The organism is Sphingopyxis sp. 550B (assembly GCF_057401805.1).
This window is the reverse complement of record NZ_CM171610.1, coordinates 4004603-4026510: the sequence shown is the minus strand read 5'-3', so window position 1 is coordinate 4026510 and position 21908 is coordinate 4004603. Positions and strand designations below refer to the sequence as shown.

Annotated in this window: 18 protein-coding genes; 8 read left to right on the top strand and 10 right to left on the bottom strand. The window is 69.0% G+C overall.

Annotated features, from left to right (window positions below; all coding sequences use genetic code 11):
* Positions 1-53 precede the first annotated feature (53 nt).
* The 5 genes from rpsK to AC2S9W_RS18650 all read right to left on the bottom strand — a co-directional run bounded on the left by rpsK (position 54) and on the right by AC2S9W_RS18650 (position 3724).
* On the bottom strand, positions 54-443 hold the full coding sequence (rpsK, locus tag AC2S9W_RS18670) for a 30S ribosomal protein S11 (RefSeq protein ID WP_003040416.1): 390 nt from the start codon (positions 441-443) through the stop codon (positions 54-56).
* 102 nt (positions 444-545) lie between these two features.
* Positions 546-914, bottom strand: a complete 369-nt coding sequence (gene rpsM / locus AC2S9W_RS18665) for a 30S ribosomal protein S13 (RefSeq protein WP_067105457.1) — start codon at positions 912-914, stop codon at positions 546-548.
* Positions 915-1124: 210 nt separating this feature from the next.
* Complete coding sequence (locus tag AC2S9W_RS18660; RefSeq protein ID WP_486571409.1) at positions 1125-1910, bottom strand: inositol monophosphatase family protein; 786 nt, start codon at positions 1908-1910, stop codon at positions 1125-1127.
* A gap of 14 nt (positions 1911-1924) precedes the next feature.
* Positions 1925-3268, bottom strand: coding sequence for a TldD/PmbA family protein (locus AC2S9W_RS18655; RefSeq protein WP_486571408.1), 1344 nt, complete (start codon positions 3266-3268; stop codon positions 1925-1927).
* Between the two features lie 57 nt (positions 3269-3325).
* On the bottom strand, positions 3326-3724 hold the full coding sequence (locus AC2S9W_RS18650; protein WP_067105454.1) for a hypothetical protein: 399 nt from the start codon (positions 3722-3724) through the stop codon (positions 3326-3328).
* Positions 3725-3870: 146 nt separating this feature from the next.
* On the opposite strand from AC2S9W_RS18650, the gene AC2S9W_RS18645 reads away from it, so the two are divergent.
* Together AC2S9W_RS18645 and AC2S9W_RS18640 are read left to right on the top strand one after the other, a co-directional pair.
* Positions 3871-3999 carry a hypothetical protein gene (locus tag AC2S9W_RS18645; RefSeq protein WP_486571407.1) on the top strand — a complete coding sequence of 43 codons (129 nt, stop codon included), beginning with the start codon at positions 3871-3873 and terminating at the stop codon, positions 3997-3999.
* A 56-nt stretch (positions 4000-4055) separates the two neighbouring features.
* Complete coding sequence (locus AC2S9W_RS18640) at positions 4056-5996, top strand: S9 family peptidase (RefSeq protein ID WP_076076417.1); 1941 nt, start codon at positions 4056-4058, stop codon at positions 5994-5996.
* On the opposite strand, the gene hutC is transcribed toward AC2S9W_RS18640, so the two are convergent.
* On the bottom strand, positions 5997-6692 hold the full coding sequence (gene hutC / locus AC2S9W_RS18635; protein WP_486571406.1) for a histidine utilization transcriptional repressor HutC: 696 nt from the start codon (positions 6690-6692) through the stop codon (positions 5997-5999).
* Positions 6689-8035, bottom strand: coding sequence for a formimidoylglutamate deiminase (locus AC2S9W_RS18630; RefSeq protein ID WP_486571405.1), 1347 nt, complete (start codon positions 8033-8035; stop codon positions 6689-6691). Before AC2S9W_RS18630 ends, hutC begins: the two co-directional genes overlap by 4 nt.
* 52 nt (positions 8036-8087) lie before the next feature.
* Here AC2S9W_RS18630 and hutI point away from each other — a divergent pair, with 52 nt between their 5' ends.
* Genes hutI through hutU form a run of 4 tightly spaced genes read left to right on the top strand, consistent with a single transcriptional unit; the run spans position 8088 to position 13292 of the window.
* On the top strand, positions 8088-9296 hold the full coding sequence (gene hutI / locus AC2S9W_RS18625) for an imidazolonepropionase (protein WP_104959795.1): 1209 nt from the start codon (positions 8088-8090) through the stop codon (positions 9294-9296).
* Positions 9293-10822, top strand: coding sequence for a histidine ammonia-lyase (gene hutH, locus AC2S9W_RS18620; protein WP_486571404.1), 1530 nt, complete (start codon positions 9293-9295; stop codon positions 10820-10822). Before hutI ends, hutH begins: the two co-directional genes overlap by 4 nt.
* Entirely contained in the window at positions 10819-11631 is an 813-nt protein-coding gene (hutG, locus tag AC2S9W_RS18615; RefSeq protein ID WP_076076403.1) for an N-formylglutamate deformylase, read from the top strand. The genes hutH and hutG overlap by 4 nt, the downstream gene beginning before the upstream one ends.
* A complete protein-coding gene (gene hutU, locus AC2S9W_RS18610; protein ID WP_076076401.1) occupies positions 11628-13292 on the top strand; it encodes a urocanate hydratase in 1665 nt (554 codons plus the stop codon). Before hutG ends, hutU begins: the two co-directional genes overlap by 4 nt.
* Positions 13293-13618: 326 nt before the next feature.
* Here hutU and AC2S9W_RS18605 read toward each other — a convergent pair whose 3' ends face one another.
* From AC2S9W_RS18605 to gntA, 3 genes are all read right to left on the bottom strand, one after another.
* A complete protein-coding gene (locus AC2S9W_RS18605) occupies positions 13619-14791 on the bottom strand; it encodes a pyridoxal phosphate-dependent aminotransferase (protein WP_076076398.1) in 1173 nt (390 codons plus the stop codon).
* A gap of 346 nt (positions 14792-15137) precedes the next feature.
* On the bottom strand, positions 15138-15734 hold the full coding sequence (locus AC2S9W_RS18600) for a DUF1989 domain-containing protein (protein WP_076076396.1): 597 nt from the start codon (positions 15732-15734) through the stop codon (positions 15138-15140).
* The gene (gene gntA / locus AC2S9W_RS18595; protein ID WP_076076393.1) at positions 15731-16423 is read right to left on the bottom strand and encodes a guanitoxin biosynthesis heme-dependent pre-guanitoxin N-hydroxylase GntA; all 693 of its coding nucleotides are present in this window, start codon (positions 16421-16423) and stop codon (positions 15731-15733) included. The genes AC2S9W_RS18600 and gntA overlap by 4 nt, the downstream gene beginning before the upstream one ends.
* A 412-nt stretch (positions 16424-16835) precedes the next feature.
* Here gntA and AC2S9W_RS18590 point away from each other — a divergent pair, with 412 nt between their 5' ends.
* Together AC2S9W_RS18590 and AC2S9W_RS18585 are read left to right on the top strand one after the other, a co-directional pair.
* Positions 16836-18641, top strand: coding sequence for an aminotransferase-like domain-containing protein (locus tag AC2S9W_RS18590; protein ID WP_083675135.1), 1806 nt, complete (start codon positions 16836-16838; stop codon positions 18639-18641).
* Positions 18642-18725: 84 nt separating this feature from the next.
* Entirely contained in the window at positions 18726-21905 is a 3180-nt protein-coding gene (locus AC2S9W_RS18585) for a TonB-dependent receptor domain-containing protein (RefSeq protein WP_486571403.1), read from the top strand.
* Positions 21906-21908 lie beyond the last annotated feature (3 nt).

Below are 21908 nucleotides of genomic sequence, written 5' to 3'. Positions count from 1 at the left end.
TCGCGTGAATGGTGTGACGGCGCGGCGGCGGGGGTGCCGCCGATCCGGAAGCGTCAGACGCGGCGGCGCTTGGCCGGGCGCACGCCGTTGTGCGGGATCGGCGTCACGTCGCGGATCGACGTGATGTGGAAACCGACCGCCTGCAACGCGCGCAGCGCCGATTCGCGACCGGCGCCGGGGCCCTTCACTTCGACTTCCAGCGTGCGCACGCCGTGCTCGGCGGCCTTCTTGCCGGCATCCTCGGCGCAGACCTGCGCGGCATAGGGGGTCGACTTGCGGCTGCCCTTGAAACCCATCATGCCGGCGCTCGACCAGGCAATGGCGTTGCCCTGCGCGTCGGTGATGGTGATCATCGTGTTGTTGAAGGTCGCGTTGACGTGGGCGACCCCCGAAGAGATATTCTTGCGTTCGCGCCGACGAAGGCGCTGCGGTTCACGAGCCATGATGAAATCCTGTCCTAGATCCTGAAGCTGGCCGGCGAGGGACGGGTGGTCCCGGTCGCGGCCGCGAAGCAGGGAAGCGCGCCCGGTGGACGCGCCGCGACCTTACTTCTTCTTGCCGGCGATCGGCTTCGCCTTGCCCTTGCGGGTGCGCGCATTGGTGTGCGTGCGCTGGCCGCGGACCGGCAGGCCCTTGCGGTGACGCAGACCACGGTAGCAGGCGAGGTCCATCAATCGCTTGATGTTCATCGCCGTCTCGCGGCGCAGGTCGCCCTCGACCGTCAGGTCGGCGTCGATCGCTTCGCGGATCTGCAGCACCTCGGCGTCGCTGAGGTCCTGGATGCGGCGGCTGTGGTCGATCCCCAGCTTGTCGGCGATGCCGACGGCGGTCTTGCGGCCGATGCCGTGGATATAGGTGAGCGCGATGATCACGCGCTTGTTGGTGGGCAGGTTGACGCCCGCGATACGTGCCATGTAATCTTTCTCCTGCTCCACAGGGCACGCTGGCAAACGAGCCCTATCTCAAAGCGTCTGATTTCCAACGCAAAAAGCGGACCACGAAGCCGCGTCCCGCGTTTCGCCGTCCGGTCGGTATGTTGGAATAGGCCGCAACTAGGGCGAGTCGCCCCGATTGTCAAGCAAAGCGCCGGTCCGGCGGCTCGCCGATCCGCGTTTCGCTGACGTCTAGGACGTCGCCGCCACCGCCCGGTCGTGGAGCCGGTCGACGACCGCCGCGTGGATGCCCGGGGCGCAGGCGATGACGCCGAAGGCCTGCGCGCTCGGCGTGTTGAAGGCGAGCGGCTGGCCGAAGGCGTCGGTCACGGTCGCGCCCGCCTCCGCCGCGATCAGCGCCGCCGCGGCGACGTCCCATTCGAACCCCCAGCGCAGCGTCGCGACCAGGTCGGCGCGGTCGTCGGCGACCAGCGCCATGCGCAGCGCGATGCTGTTCGGCTTGGTCACCATCACCAGATCGCGGTCGACCTTCGGCAGGCTGTCGGCGGGGACGCGCGCGCCGTCGAAGGCGACGCGGCGGCTGGCGCGCAGCGTTTCGCCGTTCAGCGTCGCGCCCTGGCCCTTGCGCGCGACCCACAGTTCGTCGAGTGCCGGGGCATAGAGAACCCCGACCTGCGGGGCGCCGTCGATGACGAGCGCGACCGATACCGCCCAGCCGGGGCGGCCGCGGATGAAATCGCGCGTGCCGTCGATCGGATCGACGCACCACAGCGCGCGCCGCGACAGCCGGTCGGCATTGTCGGCGGTCTCTTCCGACAGCCAGCCGGCCTCGGGAACCATCGCGCCGAGCACTGCATTGAGCCGCGCATCGACCGCGAGATCGACGTCGCTGACCGGATTGTCGTGCGACTTGTGCCAGACGTCGATCGCCTTTCCCTCGCGGCGCCAGCGCGCCATCGCCATGTCGCCGACCTCGCGCGTGGCGGCGATCACGGCTTCGAGGTTGCGGGCGGGCATCGGATAGCGAGGCCTTAGCTGCTGGCCACCGTCATGCCGTCGATGCGGAGCGTCGGCACATTGGTCGCATGACGGAAGACGAGGTCGCTGGCGGGAACCAGCGCCGCGAACATGTCGATCAGGTTCCCGGCGATGGTGAATTCGGCGATCGGCCCCGCGATCGCCCCGTCGCGGATCGCGAAGCCCGACGCGCCGCGACTGTAGTCGCCGGTCACGGCGTTGACGCCCTGGCCGATCAGCTCGGTCACATAGACGCCTTCGCCGATATCGGCGATCAGCGCTTCGGGGGACAGGGCGCCGGGGGCGAGGTGCAGGTTGCTGGCGGTCACGCCCGCCGCGCCGCCGCCGCGACTGGCGTGGCCGGTCGGCGCCAGGCCGAGCTGGCGCGCCGACGCGGTGTCGAGCAGCCAGCCGGTGATCCGCCCGTCCGCCACGATGTCGCGCGCGCCGGTCGGCAGGCCTTCGCCGTCGAAGGCGCGGCTGCGCAGGCCGCGTGGCCGGTGCGGTTCGTCGCGGACGACGATGCCGCTGTCGAACAGCGCCCGGTCCTCCTTGCCGAGCAGGAAGCTGGTGCCGCGCGCGACGGCGGGACCGGCCATCGCGCCGAGCAGATGGCCGAGGATGCTGCCGCCGACGCGCGGATCGAGCACCACCGGGACCTTGCCGACCGGCGCCTTGCCCGGATTCAGCCGCGCGACGGCGCGGGTGCCGGCGCGCGCGCCGATCTCCGCCGCGCTTTCGAGGTCCGACAGATGGTGCGCGCTGTGCCAGCCGTAATCGCGCTGCATCGCGGCGCCTTCGCCGGCGATCACGCTCGCCGACAGGCTGTGCCCGCTCGATCCGTAGCCGCCGGCGAAGCCGTGGCTGGTGGCGAGGGCGAAGCGGGTGCGGCTGTGGCTCGCGGTGCCGCCCTCGCTGTTGGTCACGCCCGCGACGGCGCGCGCGGCTTCCTCGACCGCCAGCGCCGCGGCGCGCAGCGCCTGCGGGTCGGCCTCGCTGCCGTCGTCGAGGTCGAGGTCGGGCACCGGGCCCTTGTAGAGCAGTTCTTCCGGCGCGAGGCCCGCATAGGGGTCCTCGGGCGCTTCGCGCGCCATCGCGACGCAGCGCTCGACCAGCTTCGCCAGTTCGCCCGCGTCCATGTCGGCGGTCGAAACGCTCGCGCTGCGCCGCCCGACGAAGACGCGCAGCGCGATATCCTGCCCCTCGGACCGCTCGACATCCTCGAGCTGGCCGAGCCGCATCGACACCCCGGTCGCGGCGTTGCAGTAATAAAGGGCGTCGGCGGCGTCGGCGCCCGCCTTGGTCGCGGCGTCGCAGAGCATCTGCGCGCGGTCGAGGGCTTCGGAAACACTCAGCATGGCCGCGCCCTATACGGCGCGGGACCGGTCGTCAAAATCAAAGTCGGCGGCGCCGTCCTAGAGGGTGATGGCGGCGAAACCCTGCGTTGCCGCCATCGCGCCGCTGACCCACAGGAAGGGCAGGGCGAGCGCGGCGGCCCACAGACGGCGGACGTCGCGGCGGAAGCGCGCGTGCAGTCCCCAGCTCGCGAGGGCCTGGCGGCTCAGATGATACCAGCGCCGCTCGGTCAGCCGCGCGGCGGGAAGGGCGAGCGCGACCAGCATGACGAGCGCGACGATGATGAAGGCGGACGGCGCGCCGGCGGCGATCGCGCTCGACACCAGCCAGATCTGCAGCGCGGCGAAAACGAGCAGCGCGGCGGCCGCGTGCAGGGTCATCCGGCGGCCGAGGCTGCGTGCCGCGGGCACGCTCGGCGGCAAGCGCTTCCACAGGCGCGGTCCGAATGCTGATGCCATGTTTTCAGCCTCCCCGGCTGGCGATTCCCAGAAACCCTAGGTTTTCAGCCGTTAATCCCCAAGTCAAGCCACGATGCCAGCGATTCGTTAATTTTTTCGTCATTTCATCGCAGATTCCGAACGATTTCGCGGCGCGCCGTTGCTCCATGGCGACCATCGAGCCGCAGAGGCCGTTGGTCGAAACCCGGCACCGGCGAAAGCGCGCGTCGGGCATCGGGCCCGAAACGCGGCCCTCTCTTCCGCTCGACACGAACGGCGAGATGGGCCAGATTTAGGGCGCGATGCCTTCATCGGGCGACCGCCATCCATCGCGCAATATGGGGAAATCATCATGCGTCATCTGTCTTTTCTGGCCGCGCTGGCCCTGCCGCTGGCGTCCGTTCCGGCTGCCGGGCAGGAGGCGCCCGCCGACGTGCAGCCGAAGCCCGCGGCGCTGGTCGCCGACGGCATGCCCGACGTCCCCGCGGCGCTCGCGGCGGCGACGCGGCCCTATATGGAATATCGCGGCGCGTCCTTCGTCGGCTGGAACCCCGGCGACAAGACGATGCTGATCGCGACGCGCTTCGGCAACACGACCCAGCTTCACCGCGTCGCGGCGCCGATGGGCGCGCGCGAGCAATTGACGTTCGAGGCGGAACCTGTCGGCCGGGGCGTGTGGGCGCCCGCGACCGGCGACCTGATGCTGGTCCAGAAGGACATCGGCGGCAACGAATTCTATCAGATCTACACGATGAAGGATGGGCGCCTGACGCTGCTGACCGATGGCAAGAGCCGCAATGCGCTCAATGCCTGGAGCAAGGACGGCAGCCTCATCGCCTTCACCTCGACGCGGCGGAACGGCCGCGACAGCGACATCTATGTCATGAACCCGCGCGACCCCGCGTCGGCGCGTCTCGTCGCGCAGGTCGACAGCAACGGCTGGGCGGTCGCCGGCTTCGCGCCCGACAAGAGCTGGGCGCTCGTCGCCAGATATGCCTCGGTCGAAAAGACCGACCTGTTCCGCCTCGACCTGAGCAGCGGCGCGATGACGCCGATCGGCGACCATGGCAAGACGGTGGCCTATGGCGAGGCGGCTTTCGCGCCCGACGGAACCATCTGGGTGACGAGCGACGAGGGCAGCGACTTTCAGCGTCTCGGCACGCTAGACCCCGCGACCGGCGTCTTTACGCCGCGCGGGCCGGCGGAATCGTGGGACGTCGAGGCGTTCGACCTGTCGGACGACGGGCGCTTCGTCGCCTATGCGATCAACGAGGCGGGGGCGAGTCGCCTGCGCGTGCTCGACGTCGCGAGCGGCCGGGCGCGCACGGTCGACGGCCTGCCCGCGGGCGTGATCGGCCATGTCGAGGTCGCGCCGTGGGGTGCGATCGGCATCGGCTTCACCTCGGCGCGCAGCGCCGCCGACGCCTATAGCGTCGATCCCGAAACGCTCGCGGTGACGCGCTGGACCAAAAGCGAGACCGGCGGGCTCGACGCGGCGCGCAACATCGAACCCGAACTGGTCAGGGTGAAGAGCTTCGACGGGCTGGAGATGTCGGGCTTCCTCTATCGTCCCGACCCCGCGAAATTCCCGGGCAAGCGACCGCTGATCATGCACGTCCACGGCGGGCCCGAAAGCCAGTGGCGTCCTGAATTCCTGGGCAGCACCAATTATCTGATCAACGAACTGGGCGTCGCCTATTTCTATCCCAACGTCCGCGGTTCGACCGGCTATGGCAAGCGCTTCGTCGGGCTCGACAACGGGCCGTTCAAGCGCGAGGACAGCGTTCGCGACATGGGCGTCTTCCTCGACGCGCTGGCGAAGGACAAGGGGCTCGACGCGGCGCGCTTCGGCCTGACCGGACGCAGCTACGGCGGCTATATGTGCTACGCCGCCGCGACCCATTTCGCCGACAAGCTGCGCGCGAACCTGTGTGTCGTCGCGATCTCGAACTTCGTGACCTTCCTCGAGAACACGCAGGAATATCGGCGCGACCTGCGCCGTGTCGAATATGGCGACGAGCGCGATCCGGCGCAGCGCAAGAAGCTGATGGAAATCTCTCCGCTGACGCGCGTTTCCGACATCCGCAAGCCGCTGTTCGTCGTCACCGGCGCCAACGATCCGCGCGTGCCGGCGTCGGAGGCGGACCAGATCGTCGCCGCGGTGCGCGGCAACGGCGGTACGGCCTGGAGCCTTGTGGCGACCAACGAGGGGCACCAGTGGGGTAAGAAGGAGAATGTCGATTACACCTTCTGGACCTCGCTGCTGTTCTGGCAGCATTATCTGCTGAACTGATCAGCTCGGGTCGAAATCGGCGATCAGGTCGTGGCGGTCGCCGGGAAAGAGCTGGCGGACATAGGTGACATAGTTGCGCGCCCGCCACGTCCAGCGTTCGAGGCTCAGGCAGGCGGTTCCCGGCCGGATCGCCAGCCGCCGCGCCTCGGTCGCCGACGCGGCGACCGCGCGGATGCGGTGGCGCGCGTGGGTCCAGGGGACATGGCCGAGTAGCCAGGTGCCGGGTGCCGTGTCGGCGAAATCCTCGTCCGCGCATCCGGGCACGGCGGCGAGCGAGATCCAGCGCTCCTCGATCGCGAACGGCAGGTCGTCGGCGAAATGCACCCCCTCGACCGCCAGCGCCGCGCCGGCGATCCCGGCGATGTCCGGCGCTTCGCCCGCGGCGAGCGTCGCGCGTCGGTTCCGCTGCCAGCGATAGGTCTCGCCCTTGGCGGCGGCGACGCTGGCGAGGTCGGGGACTTCGAGCACGGCCGACTGGCTGTGCGGGCGCGCGACGAAGCTTCCCGCCTTGCGCCGCCGTTCGATCAGGCCGGCGCGCGCCAGCGTCTCCATCGCCTTGCTCACCGTCGCGCGCGCGCAGCCGTAATGCGCGGCAAGCTCGGTCTCATAGGGAATGCGGGTCCCCGGCGGCCATTCGCCCGAATGAATCCGCGCGCTGATGTCGCCGCGAATCCGCTGGTCGAGCGTCGCGGTCATGCGAGCAGGCGTTCCAGCGTCGCGGTATAGCGCGCCGCGATCGCCGGGGCGGCGACGTGGCGGCCGCCTTCGACGCACAGCCGGCCCCCGCGCCACACGCGGTCGATCGGGCCGGTGCGGCCCGCGAAGATCCAGCGGTCGAGCAGGGTGGCCGGATCGGCGCCGGCGAGCGTCGGGTGCGTCATGTCGAGGCTGACCATGTCCGCGGGCGCGCCGGCCGACAAGCCCCCCGTGACGCCGAGCGCCTGCGCGCCGCCCGCGAGCGCCGCGTCGAACAGCGTGCGTCCGACCGAATCCTGGCCGTTTCCGGCGAGCAGCACGCGCCGCCGGTCGCGCAGCCGCTGCGAATATTCGAGCGCGCGCAATTCGGAGGCGAGGTCGATCGCGATGTTCGAATCGGTGCCGACCCCGAAACGCCCGCCCGCCCGCAAATAGCGCGTCGCGGGAAAGATGCCGTCACCGAGGTTGGCCTCTGTCACCGGACACAGGCCCGCGACGGCGCCGCGCGCCGCGAGCGCGTCGCATTCGGCGTCGGTCAGATGGGTGGCGTGGATCAGGCACCAGCGCGCGTCGATCCCCGCTTCGTCGAGCAGCCATTCGACGGGGCGCCTGCCGCTCCATGCGAGGCAGTCGTCGACCTCGCGCTGCTGTTCGGCGGCGTGGATATGAATCGGACCGTCGGTGGCGAGCGCGGTCACCTCGGCCAGTTCGGCGGGCGTCACCGCGCGCAGCGAGTGCGGCGCGACCCCCAGCGTCGCGTCGGCGGGAAGCAGGGCGCGGCTCGCCTCGACCAGCCGCGCGAAGCCGTCGCGCGACGACAGGAAACGCTTTTGCCCCGGACTGGGCTCGGCGCCGCCGAAATTGCCGTGCGCGTAGAAGACGGGCAGCAGCGTCAGGCCGATGCCGGTCGCGTCGCACGCCGCGACGATCGCGCCCGCCATCGCGGCGGCATCGGCATAGGGCCGCCCGTCTGGATCGTGGTGAAGGTAATGGAATTCGCCGACGCGGGTGAAGCCCGACTCCAGCATCTCGGCATAGGCCTGCGCAGCGACGGCGGCGACGTCGTCGGGAGTCATCCGCGCGAGGAAGCGGTACATGACCTCGCGCCAGCTCCAGAAATCGTCGTCGCGCCCGGCGCCGCGCTCGGACAGGCCCGCCATGCCGCGCTGGAAGGCGTGGCTGTGGACGTTGCACAGGCTGGGCAGGGCGACGGCGTGGACCTCGGCCGACCCCGCCGCGCGATCGGGCTCGACCCGGGTGATCCGGCCCGCGTCGTGGGTGATCAGGACGGCGTTCCGCCATCCGTCGGGCAGCAGCGCCTGCCGGAACCAAAGCTGTTGCATTCCGATCCTCCCTTGTTATGACTAGACATAATAACGGATCAGGCGGAGGGCAATGGCCGATCGACTGTGGATCAATGCGCGGGTCGCGACGATGGGTGACGATGGTCTCGGCATCATCGAGCGCGGCGCCGTCGCGGCCGAGGGCGGGCGGATAGGCTTCGTCGGGCCGCAGGCGGACGCGCCGACAGGCGCGTGCGAGACGATGGACTGCGAGGGGCGCTGGATCACCCCCGGCCTGATCGATTGCCACACCCACCTTGTCCACGCCGGGACGCGCGCCGCCGAATGGCGGATGCGGCTGGCGGGCGCGCGTTACGAGGAGATTGCGGCGGCGGGCGGCGGCATCGTCTCGACCGTGCAGGCGGTGCGTGCGGCGAGCGAGGCCGATCTGGTCGCGGCGTCGCTGCCGCGGCTCGACGCGATGCTCGCCGACGGGGTGACGACGGTCGAGGTCAAGTCGGGCTATGGCCTGTCGCTCGACGACGAACTGCGGATGCTGCGTGCGGCGAAGGCGCTGGCGGCGGCGCGGCCGGTGCGCGTCGCGGCGACCTTCCTCGGCGCGCACAGCGTTCCGCCGGAGTATAAGGGGCGCGCCGACGACTATGTCGCGCTCGTCTGCGACGCGATGATCCCGGCGGTGGCGGGGCTTGCCGACGCGGTCGACGTCTATTGCGACACGGTCGGTTTCACCCCCGCGCAGACCGAGCGCGTGCTGGTCGCGGCGAAGGCGGCCGGGCTGCCGGTCAAGATTCACGCGGAACAGCTTTCGGACCAGCATGGCGCGGCGCTCGCGGCGCGATACGGGGCGCTGTCGGCCGACCATCTCGAACATCTGGGCGCCGACGGGATCGCCGCGATGGCGGCGGCGGGCAGCGTCGCGGTGCTGCTGCCCGGCGCCTATTATTTCCTGCGCGACGAAACGAAGCCGCCGGTCGCGGCGCTCGTGGCCGCGGGAGTGCCGCTGGCGGTCGCGACCGACTGCAATCCGGGCACGTCGCCACTCACCTCGCTACGCCTGGCGATGAACATGGCGGCGACTTTGTTCGGACTGACGGTCGAGCAATGCTGGCTCGGCGTCACGCGCCACGCGGCGCGCGCGCTGGGGCTGAGCGGGCGGGTGGGGACGCTGGAAGTCGGCAAGGATTGCGACCTCGCGATCTGGTCGGTCGAGACGCTGGCCGAGGTTCCCTATCACATGGGGATGAGCCCGCTGCACGCCCGCGTCTTTCAGGGGCATATGTTTCAGGGGAACGGGCGATGACGACGATGCTGACGCCGGGCGCGGTGACGCTTTCGCAATGGCACGCCATCTATCGCGGCGACGCGCCGCCGCTCGACCCGTCGTGCATGGCGCGCGTCGACGCGGGGGCGGCGGCGGTCGCGCGCATCCTCGCGCGCCAGCGGCCGGTCTATGGCATCAACACCGGCTTCGGAAAGCTGGCGAGCGTGCGCATCGCCGATGACGAACTGAACGCGCTTCAGCGCAACATCATTCTCAGCCATTCGGCCGGGGTGGGCGACCCCGCGCCCGCAGCCGTCGTGCGGCTGATGCTGGCGCTCAAGCTCGCCAGCCTTGCGCAGGGCGCCTCGGGCGTGCGGCGCGAGACGGTGCAGATGCTCGATGCGATGCTCGCGCGCGACTGCCTGCCCGTGGTGCCGTGCCAGGGGTCGGTCGGCGCGAGCGGTGACCTCGCGCCGCTGGCGCACATGGCGGCGGCGATGATGGGGGTGGGCGAGATCGACTGGCAAGGCCGGCGGATGCCCGCCGCCGACGCGCTGCGCGCCGCCGACCTGCCGATCCTGACACCGGGACCGAAGGAAGGGTTGGCGCTGCTCAACGGGACGCAATTCTCGTGCGCCTATGCGCTCGCCGGGCTGTTCGAGGCCGACCGGCTGTTCCGCGCAGCGCTACTCACCGGCGCGCTGTCGACCGAAGCGGCGAAGGGCACCGACGCGCCTTTCGACCCGCGCATCCACGCCCTGCGCCGCCATCGCGGGCAGGTTGAGGTCGCGGCGGCGCTGCGCGCGCTGATGACCGATTCGGGGATCCGCGCCTCGCACCGCGACGACGATCCGCGCGTGCAGGACCCCTATTGCCTGCGTTGCCAGCCGCAGGTGATGGGCGCCGCGCTCGACGTGCTGCGGCAGGCGGCGGCGACGCTGGAGGACGAGGCGAACGGCGTCTCCGACAATCCGCTGATCTTCCCCGACACCGACGAGGCGCTGTCGGGCGGCAATTTCCACGCCGAGCCCGTCGCCTTCGCCGCCGACATGATCGCGCTCGCGATCTGCGAGATCGGCTCGATCGCCGAACGCCGCGTCGCGATGCTCGTCGATCCGGCGCTGTCGGGGCTTCCCGCCTTCCTGACCGCGCATCCGGGGCTCAACTCGGGCTTCATGATCCCGCAGGTCACGGCGGCGGCGCTCGTTTCGGAGAACAAGCAGCGCGCCTATCCGGCGAGCGTCGATTCGATCCCGACCTCGGCGAACCAGGAGGATCATGTGTCGATGGCGGCGCACGGCGCGCGGCGGCTGCTCGCGATGGCGGCGAACGCGCAGAACGTTATCGGTATCGAACTGCTCGCTGCGGCGCAGGGCTGCGACTTTCATGTCGGGCTGCGCGCGTCGGAGGCGCTCGAACGGGTGCGCGCGCGGCTGCGCCGCGACGTGCCGGGGCTCGGCGAGGATCGCTATTTCGCCAGCGACATGGCGGCCGCGACGGCGCTGGTCAGGGGCGATGCGCTGGCGGAGGCGGCGGGTGTCGCCCTGCCGGGCGTGATGCGATGAGCGGCGACTGGCTTCGCATCGCGCGCGGGGAGGCGCCACTGATCCTGTGCTTTCCGCACGGCGGCACGGCGATCCCCGAAGCGCTGGCGGCGCGGTTCGTGTCGCCGTGGCTCGCGCGCAAGGACGCCGACTGGTGGATCGAGGCGCTCTACGGTTTCGGCGCGGAACTCGGCGCGACGACGATCGCGACCGATATCTCGCGCAGCGTCATCGACATGAACCGCGACCCGAGCGGCGCCTCGCTCTATCCGGGGCAGGCGACGACCGAGCTGTGCCCGACGACGAGTTTCGACGGCGAGCCGCTCTATCGTGGCGATCCGCCCGGCGCGGACGAGATCGAGCGGCGCACGGCGACATGGTTCGCGCCCTATCACGCGGCGATCGAGGCGGAGATCGCGCGGCTGCGCGCCGTCCATCCGGCGGTCGTCGTCTATGACTGCCATTCGATCCGCAGCCATGTGCCGCGGCTGTTCGACGGCGAGCTGCCGCAGTTCAACATCGGCACCAACAGCGGGCGAAGCTGCGCGCGCGCCCTCGCCGACGCGGTCGAGGCGGTGTGCGCGGCGAGCGGCTTCGGCCATGTCCGCGACGGCCGCTTCAAGGGCGGCTGGACGACGCGGCATTACGGCCGCCCCGAAGCGGGCGTGCACGCGATCCAGATGGAGCTCGCCTGCCGCGGCTACATGACCGAGCCCGCTTCGCCCGACGAGAGCAATTGGCCCAGCCCGCTCGACGCCGATCCCGCGATCCTGCCGACGCTGCGGCAGGCGATCGCCGCCGTGCTCGATTTCGCGAAAGGATGCCCATGAACCGCCTCGACAACAGCCGCATCATCCGCCCCGCCACCGGTACCGGCCTGTCCGCGAAAAGCTGGCTGACCGAAGCGCCGCTGCGGATGCTGATGAACAATCTGCACCCCGACGTCGCCGAGCGGCCCGAGGAGCTGGTCGTCTATGGCGGCATCGGCCGCGCGGCGCGCGACTGGGAAAGCTATGACCGCATCGTCGCGGCACTGCGCCGGCTCGAGGACGACCAGACCTTGCTCGTCCAGTCGGGCAAGCCGGTCGGCATCTTCCGCACCCACGCCGACGCGCCGCGCGTGCTGATCGCGAACAGCAACCTCGTCCCGCACTGGGCGACGTGGGAGCATTTCAACGAACTCGACCGGCGCGGGCTCGCCATGTACGGACAGATGACCGCCGGGTCGTGGATCTACATCGGCAGCCAGGGCATCGTGCAGGGCACCTACGAGACGTTCGTCGAGATGGGGCGCCAGCATTATGGCGGCGACCTGTCGGGCCGCTGGCTGCTCACCGCCGGGCTCGGCGGCATGGGCGGCGCGCAGCCGCTCGCCGCGGTGATGGCGGGCGCCTCGTGCCTCGCGATCGAATGCCAGCCGAGCCGGATCGAGATGCGGCTGCGCACCGGCTATCTCGACCACCGCGCCGACACGATCGAAGAGGCGCTGGCGATCATCGAAGCAAGCTGCGCGGACCGGAAGCCGGTTTCGGTCGGCCTGCTCGGCAATGCCGCCGAAATCCTGCCCGACCTGTTCGCGCGCGGCGTGCGCCCCGACCTGCTCACCGACCAGACCTCGGCGCACGATCCGGTGAACGGCTATTGCCCCGCCGGCTGGAGCGTCGCCGAGTGGGCCAGTAAGCGCGATAGCGACCCGCAGGCGGTGGCGCGGGCGGCCAAGGCGTCGATGGCGACGCACGTCCGCGCGATGCTCGATTTCCACGCCGCGGGGGTGCCGACCACCGACTATGGCAACAATATCCGGCAGATGGCGAAGGACGAGGGCGTCGACAATGCCTTCGATTTCCCGGGCTTCGTCCCCGCCTATATCCGCCCGCTCTTCTGCCGCGGCGTCGGCCCGTTCCGCTGGGCGGCGCTGTCGGGCGATCCCGAGGACATCTATCGCACCGACGCCAGGGTGAAGGAACTGCTGCCGGACGACGCGCATCTTCACACCTGGCTCGACATGGCGCGCGAGCGGATCCAGTTTCAGGGTCTGCCGGCGCGCATCTGCTGGGTCGGACTCGGCGACCGCCACCGGCTCGGCCTCGCGTTCAACGAGATGGTCGCGAGGGGCGAGCTCAAGGCGCCGGTGGTGATCGGCCGCGATCACCTCGATTCGGGGTCGGTGGCGAGTCCCAACCGCGAGACCGAGGCGATGAATGACGGCACCGACGCGGTGTCCGACTGGCCGCTGCTCAACGCGCTGCTCAACACCGCGAGCGGGGCGACCTGGGTGTCGCTGCACCATGGCGGCGGCGTCGGCATGGGCTATTCGCAGCACGCGGGCATGGTGATCGTCGCCGACGGCAGCGAGGCGGCGGCGAAGCGGCTCGAACGCGTGCTGTGGAACGATCCCGCGACCGGCGTGATGCGCCATGCCGATGCGGGATACGAAATCGCGATCGACTGCGCGCGCGAAAAGGGCCTCGACCTGCCGTCGCTGGCCTGAGGCGACGCTTGCGCATCTGCCGATCTCTGCTGGCTTTGGTTAGAGCGACGCGCGTGAAATCTGCACCACCCTTTCTGCCGTTCGTGCTGAGCTTGTCGAAGCACCGTCCTTCTTCTTGCGGCGCCTGACAGAAAGAACGGCCCTTCGACAAGCTCAGGGCAAACGGTGCATATTTAAGGCACGATGCACTAATCCATGCCGTCCTTGCGAGCGGCGAAGCCGCGCGGCAACCCAGAGCAGGCGTAAACCGCCCTGGATTACTTCCCCCGGATCATGTCCGGGGTCGCAGTGACGCGGTCCAACTGCATCACCATGGCTAACGCGCTTCAGGCCGGGCCGCGCACGTCCCCTCCGGCGCCGCTGCGGAACCAGTCGGTCAACCGGCGGCACGCCTCTTCGACCAGTTCGGCGCTCAGCGCGTAGCTGAAGCGGATGAAGCGATGGCCGTTCACGGGGTCGAAATCGATCCCCGGCGCGGTGGCGAGCGCGGTGTCGGCGAGCAGCCGCTTGCAGAAGGCCATGCTGTCGTCGGTCAGGTGCGCGATCGACGCATAGACATAGAAGGCGCCGTCCGACGGCGCGATATCGGTGATGCCGAGACCGGCGAGGGTGGCGAGCAGCCGCTCGCGATTGCGGCGATAGACGTCGACGCGCGCGTCGAGTTCGGGCTCGCAGTCGAACGCCGCGAGCGCGGCGTGCTGGCTGAGCGCAGGGGGCGACAGGAAGAGGTTGCCGGCGCGCGCCCGCGCGGCGTCGACCAGTGCCTCGGGACAGATCACCCAGCCGAGCCGCCACCCCGGCATGCCATAATATTTGGAGAAGCTGTTGATGACGAAGGCGTCGTCGTCATGGTTCAGGATCGACTGGGTCTCGATCCCGTAGCTCAGGCGATGATAGATTTCGTCGGAGATGATGCGGACGCCGCGCTCGCGGCACGCCGCCGCGATCTCCGCCAGTTCGTGCGGCGGGATGATCGTGCCCGTCGGATTGGCGGGGCTGGCGACGATCAGCCCGTCCGGCGCGGGCGCCGCCTCGCGGATGTGGCGCGCCGCGATCTGGAAGCGGTCGTTGGCGCCGCAGGCGATCTCGATCGGCGTCATCTCCAGCGCGCGCAGCGAATTGCGATAGGCGACATAGCCGGGCCGCGCGGTCATCACCCGGCTCCCCGCGCGAAAGCCGGTGAGCAGCGCGAGGACGAGCGCGGGCGACGCGCCGCAGGTCAGGACGATGCGCCGCGGCGCGACATCGACGCCATAGGCGGCGCGATAATGGCGCGAAATGCGTTCGCGCAGCGCCGCGCTTTCCCAATAGCCGAGCATGTCGCCGCTGCTCAGCACCTGCTGCGCGGCGGCGACCGCGCCCGCCGGCGCGCCCTCCGACGGCTGGCCGAATTCCATATGGATTACGGGGGCGCCGGCGGCGCGCATCTTCTGCGCGAGTTGGCTCAGCTCGATGGCGTGGAACGGTTCGATGGCGTCGGCGGTGCGCGGCTGGGTCATGGCGAAGGCTTGTGCCGCCTTGCCGGGCGAATGGCCAGCCCCTTGTGGCGTGGACGAGCAGGGGTGGATGGCAGGGAAATGCATGTTCCCCGGCGAATGCCGGGGTCCAGATGGCGTAGCGCTACCCAGTGTGGACCCCGGCGTTCGCCGGGGAGCGGTTCCTTTCCGGAAAAAGGGTACTGCCAGACTATCTCAGGAAGACGGATGCGGATTACGGCCTGTGGGGATTCGGGATTCGGCGTGCTGCACATCCTTCGTCATGCTGAACTCGTTTCAGCATCCATGGCCGGACTTCTCCTTTTTGCGCCGTCTTTCATTCGAGGGCAGACCATGATCCGCGTCCTATTCAGCCATCGCCGCTGCGGGGCTCGATCGCATAGTGGATCGGTTTGAAGCTACCGCCGCAACTGTCGTAGGCCGAGCAGGCGGTGAGCCCGACGATCAGGTCCGCGAGCGCCCGCAGGCGGATGAAGTCGCCCGGCCGGGTCGTCGGGGGCTCGACCCGGATCCTGCCGTCGGGGGCGACCGGCACGTTCATGAAGATATTGAAGGCGGTCGGAATCGCGTCGGCCGCGACGGCAAAGGGCGCGAGCGCCTCGGCGAGATTGCCGAAACAGCCGCGATGTACCGGCTTGTCCGGATAGAAATGGCGGAAGGTCGCCTCGCTGCACGGCGTCAGCAGGAAATCATGCGTGCCGACGCTGTCCTCGACGATCTCCAGCATCGGCCGCGACCGGTTCGACCACAGGCGATGGCCGGTGGTCAGCCGGATCGTCTCCTCATAATCGAACGTCCGGCCGTTCGACAGCGCCTCGCGCGGATCGTCGGCCATGAAGGCGAGCATGTCGCTGACCTGCCCGCCCTCCGGGTCGATGACCCGAAGGCTGTCGCCGCGGGCGAGCCGGAAGGCGGTGCCGCTGCGCGGCGGGATTTCGGTTATCATGCGCCGGCCCTCGGGTCGTGGAACGGGCAGGCCCAGTCTTCCTCGACGGCGCGGCCGCTGTACTGCGCCGCTTCGCTCGCCTCGCCGTGGCGGGCGAGCATCGGGTTGATGCTGCCCGCAAGCTGCTCGTCGCGCGCGAGGATGCGCTCGCGCATCCGTTCGTAGCGCCCTTCGGCGCGCAGCCGTTCGAACTGGTCGTGGAGGTTGAAGACGAGCACCGGCCGGCGGAAGCGGCGCGCGGGGCGCGAAGCGCGCGGATGGAGGCCGATGACGAAAAAGGCCTCGCCGCCGAAGCTCAGCGAAAAATGGGGATGGTCGGGGTCGGCATGGACGCGCGGGTCGTAAGGCAGGCCTTTCCAGGCGTCCTTGTCGGCGAGCGACTGGATGCGCTCCCACAGCGCCGTCTCGAACGCCGGCTCGTCGAGATCGCCGGGGCCGTGGAAGATCACCGCGAGGCTGCGGAAACCCGCCGGGTCGTCCTTGTAGGCGCGCGCCCATTCGAGCAGCTCGCGGTGAATCTGCAGGTCGTTCCAGCCGCTGGTCAGGTCGTGCGCCTCGACGATCCGCAGCATGTCGTTCGCCAGCGCGGATTTCGCGCCGACGCAGGGGAAATCGGGGGCGCCGACGAAAGTCCGGAATCGGCGGGAAAGATCGGTTTCGGGGGGCGCCGCAATGATACTGGTTTCCATGGTGCGGAAAACGCGGCAGAAAAGAATAAGCTGCATCGGCCGATCGGCGAATCTAGGGTCAGGACCCACTAATTTCGCGATCGAGGTTTGAAGCGATTTTGCACAGGGCGAGGAGGAAAGGCGTAGGAATATGAATATATTTCAAGACTTTTCGACGAAGCCATGGGCAAAATCGGTCAAATCGCGAAGCGACGCCGAAATGGCTTCGATCTCGGGCCCGCGCGGCCTTGCGGGTAGCGATGCTACCCGCTGCATCCGCCCGAACCTGATATCTTCGCCATTTCGACGCCTCGAACGCGAAATTAGTGGGTCCTGACCCTATATCTGGATTGTCATCCGGCCGTCTGCCGCATCGCGGCGGCGGCCGTGGTTTGAACTTGATCTGCGCCCCGCGATTGGGACACCATCGGCTATGCGCCCATCCTTCATCCTCGACCGCGACGGCGACGTCACGCTGCAGGATCAGATCCGCAAGGGCGTGATCGAACTGATGCGGTCGCAGGCGTGGCCGGCGGGGCATCGCCTGCCGTCCTCGCGTACCATGGCCCGGCTGCTCGGCGTCGCGCGCAACACGGTGACGATCGCCTATCAGCAGCTGGTCGCCGACGGGCATGTCGTGGCGCGCGAGCGGAGCGGCCTGTTCGTTTCGGGCGACCTGACCGCCGGGCGCAGCGGCTTCGGCGAGATCGCGGGCATCGCCGAGCGCGCGACCCCGAACGGATTGCCCTGGTCCGAGCGTCTGCCGCGCCTGCCGGCGCTGCCCAGGCCGCGCCCCGCCAACTGGCAGCAATATCGCTACCCCTTCCTCGACGGCTGTTTCGACGACAGCCTGTTCCCCGCCGACGAATGGCGCGAGGCGGCCAGCCTGTCGCTGAAGCGGCGGCAGATCGCTTCCTGGTCGGGAATCGCCGACGACGATGCCGCGCTGGTCGAGGAAATCCGCACCAAGATTCTGCCGCGACGCGGCATCTATGCCCGGCCCGACGAGATATTGCTCACGCTGGGAACGCAGCATGCGCGCCTGCTGGCGCTCGAACTCTTCTGCGCCGAGGGAAGCCGCGTCGCGGTCGAGGACCCCGGCCCGTTCGAGCTGCGCGCGCTGATCGAGGCGCGGCGCGGCGAGGTGGTGCTCCAGCCGGTCGACGCCGACGGCATCGTCACCGACGCGCGGCTTGCAAGCTGCGACCTGGCGGTGGTGACGCCCAGCCATCAGTTGCCGACCGGCGCTACGCTGTCGCTCGACCGGCGCCGCGAGTTGCTCGCCGCCGCGGAGGCGCACGACCTGATCGTCGTCGAGGATGATTTCGAATGCGAGACCAATTATCTCGACCAGGATTTTCCCGCGATGCGCAGCATGGACGGCGGCAGCCGCGTCGTCTATATCGCCGGGCTTGCCAAGGTGCTCGATCCCGGCCTGCGGCTCGGCTTCATGGTCGCCGATCGCGAGGTCGTGGCGCATCTGCGCGAATTGCGTCGGCTGTCGGTCAAACAGCCGCCGCCGAACAATCAGCGCGCCGCCGCGCAGTTCCTGTCGCTCGGTCATTATGATTCGATGATGCGGCGCATCGGGCGCGAGTTCCGGGTGCGCCAGATGGCGCTGCGCGATGCGCTCAACCACTATCTGCCGCGCTCGATCGCGATCCAGCCGGTGCGTGGCGGGACGACGATGTGGGTGCGCGGTCCCGACGGCCTCGACGTCGCCGAGCTGGCCGCGGCGGCCGAACGCCGCGGGGTGCTGTTCGAGCGGGTCGATCCCTATTATGCCGGCAGTCCGCCGCCGGCGCTGTTCCGGCTCGGCGTCACCAGCCTGCCGGCCGACCGCATCCGGCCCGGCGTCGCGGCGCTGACCGCGGCACTCAACGACGTGCTGGAGAAGAAGGCCGATCCGCTGCCGATCCTGACCGGCCGGGCGCTGCGCCGCAAAATGAGCGGCGCGCGGCTCGATTGCCGGACCATCTATGGCGATCCCTGCACCATATTGCTGCTGCCCGACGGCACGATGACCGGGTGCGCCGGCCATGCCGACGAAGACGTCGACACGGGGCGCTGGTGGATCGAGGGCGACCGCTGGCATCGCCAATGGCAGAGCTGGTCCTATGGCGAGGCGGCCGCCTTCCACGTCGCGGTCGAGGGCGACGTCATCCAGTGGCTGGACCCCGGCCACCGCGTTGTCGACTGGGCGGTGATCGGACGCATCGGCAATCTGGCACCATCCTGATTTCCAAACTGGACCTATCGTAAGGCGGGCCCGGGAGGCACCATGATAACCGGACGCGCCCCGATCGGCGCGCCGGGGAGGATCATGACTCATTTCGCGATCGCCGGACTGCAACTGGCCCTGCCGCGCGGCGACAATCTGGACCGCATTGCCGAGGAAATCCGCCTCGTCCGCCGCCGTTTCGGCTGGGTCGACATGGTGGTGCTGGGCGAACTGTCCTGCTTCGGCCCGGCCACCGCGCACGCGCAGCCGCTGCCCGGCCCGGCCGAGGACGCCTTCGCCGCGATGGCGCGCGAGCATGGGCTGTGGCTGGTCAACGGATCGCTGTTCGAACGCGACGGCGATGCGATCTACAACACGACCAGCGTCTTCGCCCCCGACGGCAGCATCGCGGCGCGGCACCGCAAAATCTATCCCTTCTATCCCTATGAAGAAGGGGTGACGGGCGGCGGCGAGCCGACCGTATTCGACGTTCCGGGCGTCGGGCGCTTCGGGCTCGCCATCTGCTACGACATCTGGTTTCCCGAGGTCGTGCGCTCGCTGATCTGGCGCGGGGCGGAGGTGATCCTCAACCCGGTGATGACCAACACGATCGACCGCGACGTCGAACTGTCGATCGTCCGCGCCGCCGCGGCGACCAACCAGGCCTATGTCGTGTCGGTCAACGTCGCGGGCGACCTCGGCTATGGGCGCTCGTGCGTCGCGGGGCCGGGCGGCGAGATGATCCACGAGGCGGGGCATGGGGTCGCGAGGCTGGCATCGGCCGCCGCTCGAGCCTTCGCGACGGCCCGCAGCATTTCGATCGCCGGCTCTCCAGGCACTCGGTCCGCTCGTCCAGCCCATGTCTTCGACCGGCAAGGATGGCGCCGGCGCGTCCATAATGACACACAAGGGGGTAAAGTCATGACCAACCATATGCGACTATTGGCGACGACATCGCTCGCCTGCACGGGATTGCTGGCGGTGCTGCCGGCGCCAGCCTTCGCTCAGGAGGCAGGAGCCGCGAGCGACGACACCGACATCGTCGTCACCGCGACGCGCCGCGAGGCGCGGACGATCGACATTCCGTACAATATCTCGGCGGTCGGCGGCGAGAGGATCGACGCGAACCAGACGCGCGACCAAGCCGAACTCCTCCGTTCGATCCCCGGCGTCGCGGTCGTCGATCGCGGCCGGCGCAACGCGGGCGTCATCAACACGGTGACGATCCGCGGCGTCAACGTCGATAGCGCCGCGCTCGGCGATTATGCCGTCTCGGGCATCTCGCCGGTGTCGACCTATGTCAACGACACGCCGCTGTTCGCCGCCTATCTGCTCAAGGACCTCGACCGGGTCGAGGTGCTGCGCGGACCGCAGGGCACGCTCTATGGGTCGGGTGCGCTCGGCGGCACGGTGCGCTACATCCTGAAGAAGCCGGTGCTCGGCCGCTTCGAAGGGCGCGTCACCGGCGGCGTCAGCAGCGTCAAGGGATCGGACGGCATCGGCTACGAGGCGGACGTCGTGCTCAACGTGCCGCTGGGCGAGACCTTCGCGATCCGTGCGGTCGGCAGCCGCCAGCATTATCCGGGGCTTACCGACTATGTGAACGTCTACAAGCTCGATGGCGACGGCATCCCGACCGCGCCGGCGGGCGTGCTGGCGCCCGACGCCGAATATCGCCGCGTCAAGGATGCCGACTTCGTCCATGTCTGGTACGGCCGCATCGCCGCGCTGTGGCAGCCGAGCGACGCCGTCGACGTGACGCTGACCTATAACCATCAGGAAGACAAGGTCGGCGGTCGCCGCCAGATCACGCGCGGCCTCGACGGCTATGGCGAGGCGTATCGGGGGTATCAGAACGGTTCGGTCCAGCTCGAACCGTCGAACCGCAACGTCGATTCGGTCGCGCTCGAGGCGAATGTCGACCTGGGCTTCGCGACGCTGACCTCCAGTTCCTCATGGTACGAGCATGAGGGCGACAGTGTCAGCGAGAATACCGGCTTCTATGCCAAGGCGGGTTTCCTCGCTTTCTATTACAACTATCCGCGCCCGATGGCGTCGGCGGTGCGCGGCTATCGCGACAAGAGCTTCGTGCAGGAACTGCGGCTGGTGTCGAAGGGCGGCGGGCCGCTCGATTATGTGGTCGGCGCCTATTACCAGGACCAGAAGCTCTTTTCGTCGCAGGACAGCTATCTGCGCGGTTTCAAGCGCTGGTGGGACGCCGCGACGGGCCTGACTGCCGCGGTCGCGGGCGATCAGGATTTCTTCTATCGCCGGCACGAGAATTTCAAGGATCGCGCCCTGTTCGGCGAGCTGACCTGGCATGTCACCGATACGGTCGATCTGACCGGCGGGGTGCGCTATTTCTGGAACAAGGCGCGCAACGACACCTCGATCGACATTCCGATCTTTCCCTCGCTGTCGCAGCCGACCGACGCGACCTTCCGCACCAGCGAGGACAAGGCGCTGTTCAAGGGCAATCTGTCATGGAAATTCGCCGACCGCGGTCTGCTCTATGCCACGGTGTCGCAGGGCTATCGCCGAGGCGGGTCGAACGCCGTGCCGACGATCGGCCGCTATGCCGAGGACCCGTCGTGGCAGCAGTACAAGTCGGACACGCTGATCAACTACGAGGTCGGCGTGAAGGGCGGCGTCGGCGGGCTCACCTACAACCTCGACGCCTTCTATATCGACTGGAAGGACATCCAGCTCAACACAGCGACGCCGGTCTGGGGTTTCTACGTCGTCCAGAACGGCGGCAAGGCGCGCTCGCAGGGCATCGAGGCGCAGGTCGAGGGCCGGTCGGGCGGCTTCCACTATGCGCTCGGCTACACCTATGTCGACGCGAAGCTGACGCGCGACTTCTTCTCCCCCGACCCCAGCCGCACATTGATCGGGCGCGACGGCGACCGGTTGCCCGGTTCGGCGCGCCACATCCTGACCGGCAGTGCCGATTACAGCTTCGACCTGGGCGACGACACCAGCCTGACGCTGCGCGGCGACGGCTTCTATCAGTCGTCGACGCGCAACGCGATCAGCACCTCGCCCAAGTTCAACGTGCGTCTGCCGGGCTTCTCGATCTGGAACGCCTCGGCGACTTTGCGCAAGGGCCCTTATGGGCTGACGCTGTTCGTCAAGAATCTGTTCAATGCGGACGGCGTCACGGGCATCTTCACCGAAGCCTATATGGGGACGTCGCCGGGGCAGGGCTATTACGGCAACGGATCGAAGGATATGATCACGCTACCGCGCACCGTCGGCCTGTCGGCGGACGTGCGTTTCTGACGC

Bases quoted from the DNA above. Each gene is read 5' to 3' on its own strand.
- rpsM (WP_067105457.1), bottom strand. From the start codon at position 914: ATGGCACGTATCGCGGGCGTCAACCTGCCCACCAACAAGCGCGTGATC.
- gntA (WP_076076393.1), bottom strand. From the start codon at position 16,423: ATGGAAACCAGTATCATTGCGGCGCCCCCCGAAACCGATCTTTCCCGC.
- hutC (WP_486571406.1), bottom strand. From the start codon at position 6,692: ATGACCGCGACGCTCGACCAGCGGATTCGCGGCGACATCAGCGCGCGG.
- AC2S9W_RS18590 (WP_083675135.1), top strand. From the start codon at position 16,836: ATGCGCCCATCCTTCATCCTCGACCGCGACGGCGACGTCACGCTGCAG.
- hutU (WP_076076401.1), top strand. From the start codon at position 11,628: ATGAACCGCCTCGACAACAGCCGCATCATCCGCCCCGCCACCGGTACC.
- AC2S9W_RS18650 (WP_067105454.1), bottom strand. From the start codon at position 3,724: ATGGCATCAGCATTCGGACCGCGCCTGTGGAAGCGCTTGCCGCCGAGC.
- rpsK (WP_003040416.1), bottom strand. From the start codon at position 443: ATGGCTCGTGAACCGCAGCGCCTTCGTCGGCGCGAACGCAAGAATATC.
- AC2S9W_RS18655 (WP_486571408.1), bottom strand. From the start codon at position 3,268: ATGCTGAGTGTTTCCGAAGCCCTCGACCGCGCGCAGATGCTCTGCGAC.
- AC2S9W_RS18630 (WP_486571405.1), bottom strand. From the start codon at position 8,035: ATGCAACAGCTTTGGTTCCGGCAGGCGCTGCTGCCCGACGGATGGCGG.
- AC2S9W_RS18645 (WP_486571407.1), top strand. From the start codon at position 3,871: ATGGCGACCATCGAGCCGCAGAGGCCGTTGGTCGAAACCCGGCACCGG.
- AC2S9W_RS18660 (WP_486571409.1), bottom strand. From the start codon at position 1,910: ATGCCCGCCCGCAACCTCGAAGCCGTGATCGCCGCCACGCGCGAGGTC.
- AC2S9W_RS18640 (WP_076076417.1), top strand. From the start codon at position 4,056: ATGCGTCATCTGTCTTTTCTGGCCGCGCTGGCCCTGCCGCTGGCGTCC.
- hutH (WP_486571404.1), top strand. From the start codon at position 9,293: ATGACGACGATGCTGACGCCGGGCGCGGTGACGCTTTCGCAATGGCAC.
- hutI (WP_104959795.1), top strand. From the start codon at position 8,088: ATGGCCGATCGACTGTGGATCAATGCGCGGGTCGCGACGATGGGTGAC.
- AC2S9W_RS18605 (WP_076076398.1), bottom strand. From the start codon at position 14,791: ATGACCCAGCCGCGCACCGCCGACGCCATCGAACCGTTCCACGCCATC.
- hutG (WP_076076403.1), top strand. From the start codon at position 10,819: ATGAGCGGCGACTGGCTTCGCATCGCGCGCGGGGAGGCGCCACTGATC.
- AC2S9W_RS18585 (WP_486571403.1), top strand. From the start codon at position 18,726: ATGACTCATTTCGCGATCGCCGGACTGCAACTGGCCCTGCCGCGCGGC.
- AC2S9W_RS18600 (WP_076076396.1), bottom strand. From the start codon at position 15,734: ATGATAACCGAAATCCCGCCGCGCAGCGGCACCGCCTTCCGGCTCGCC.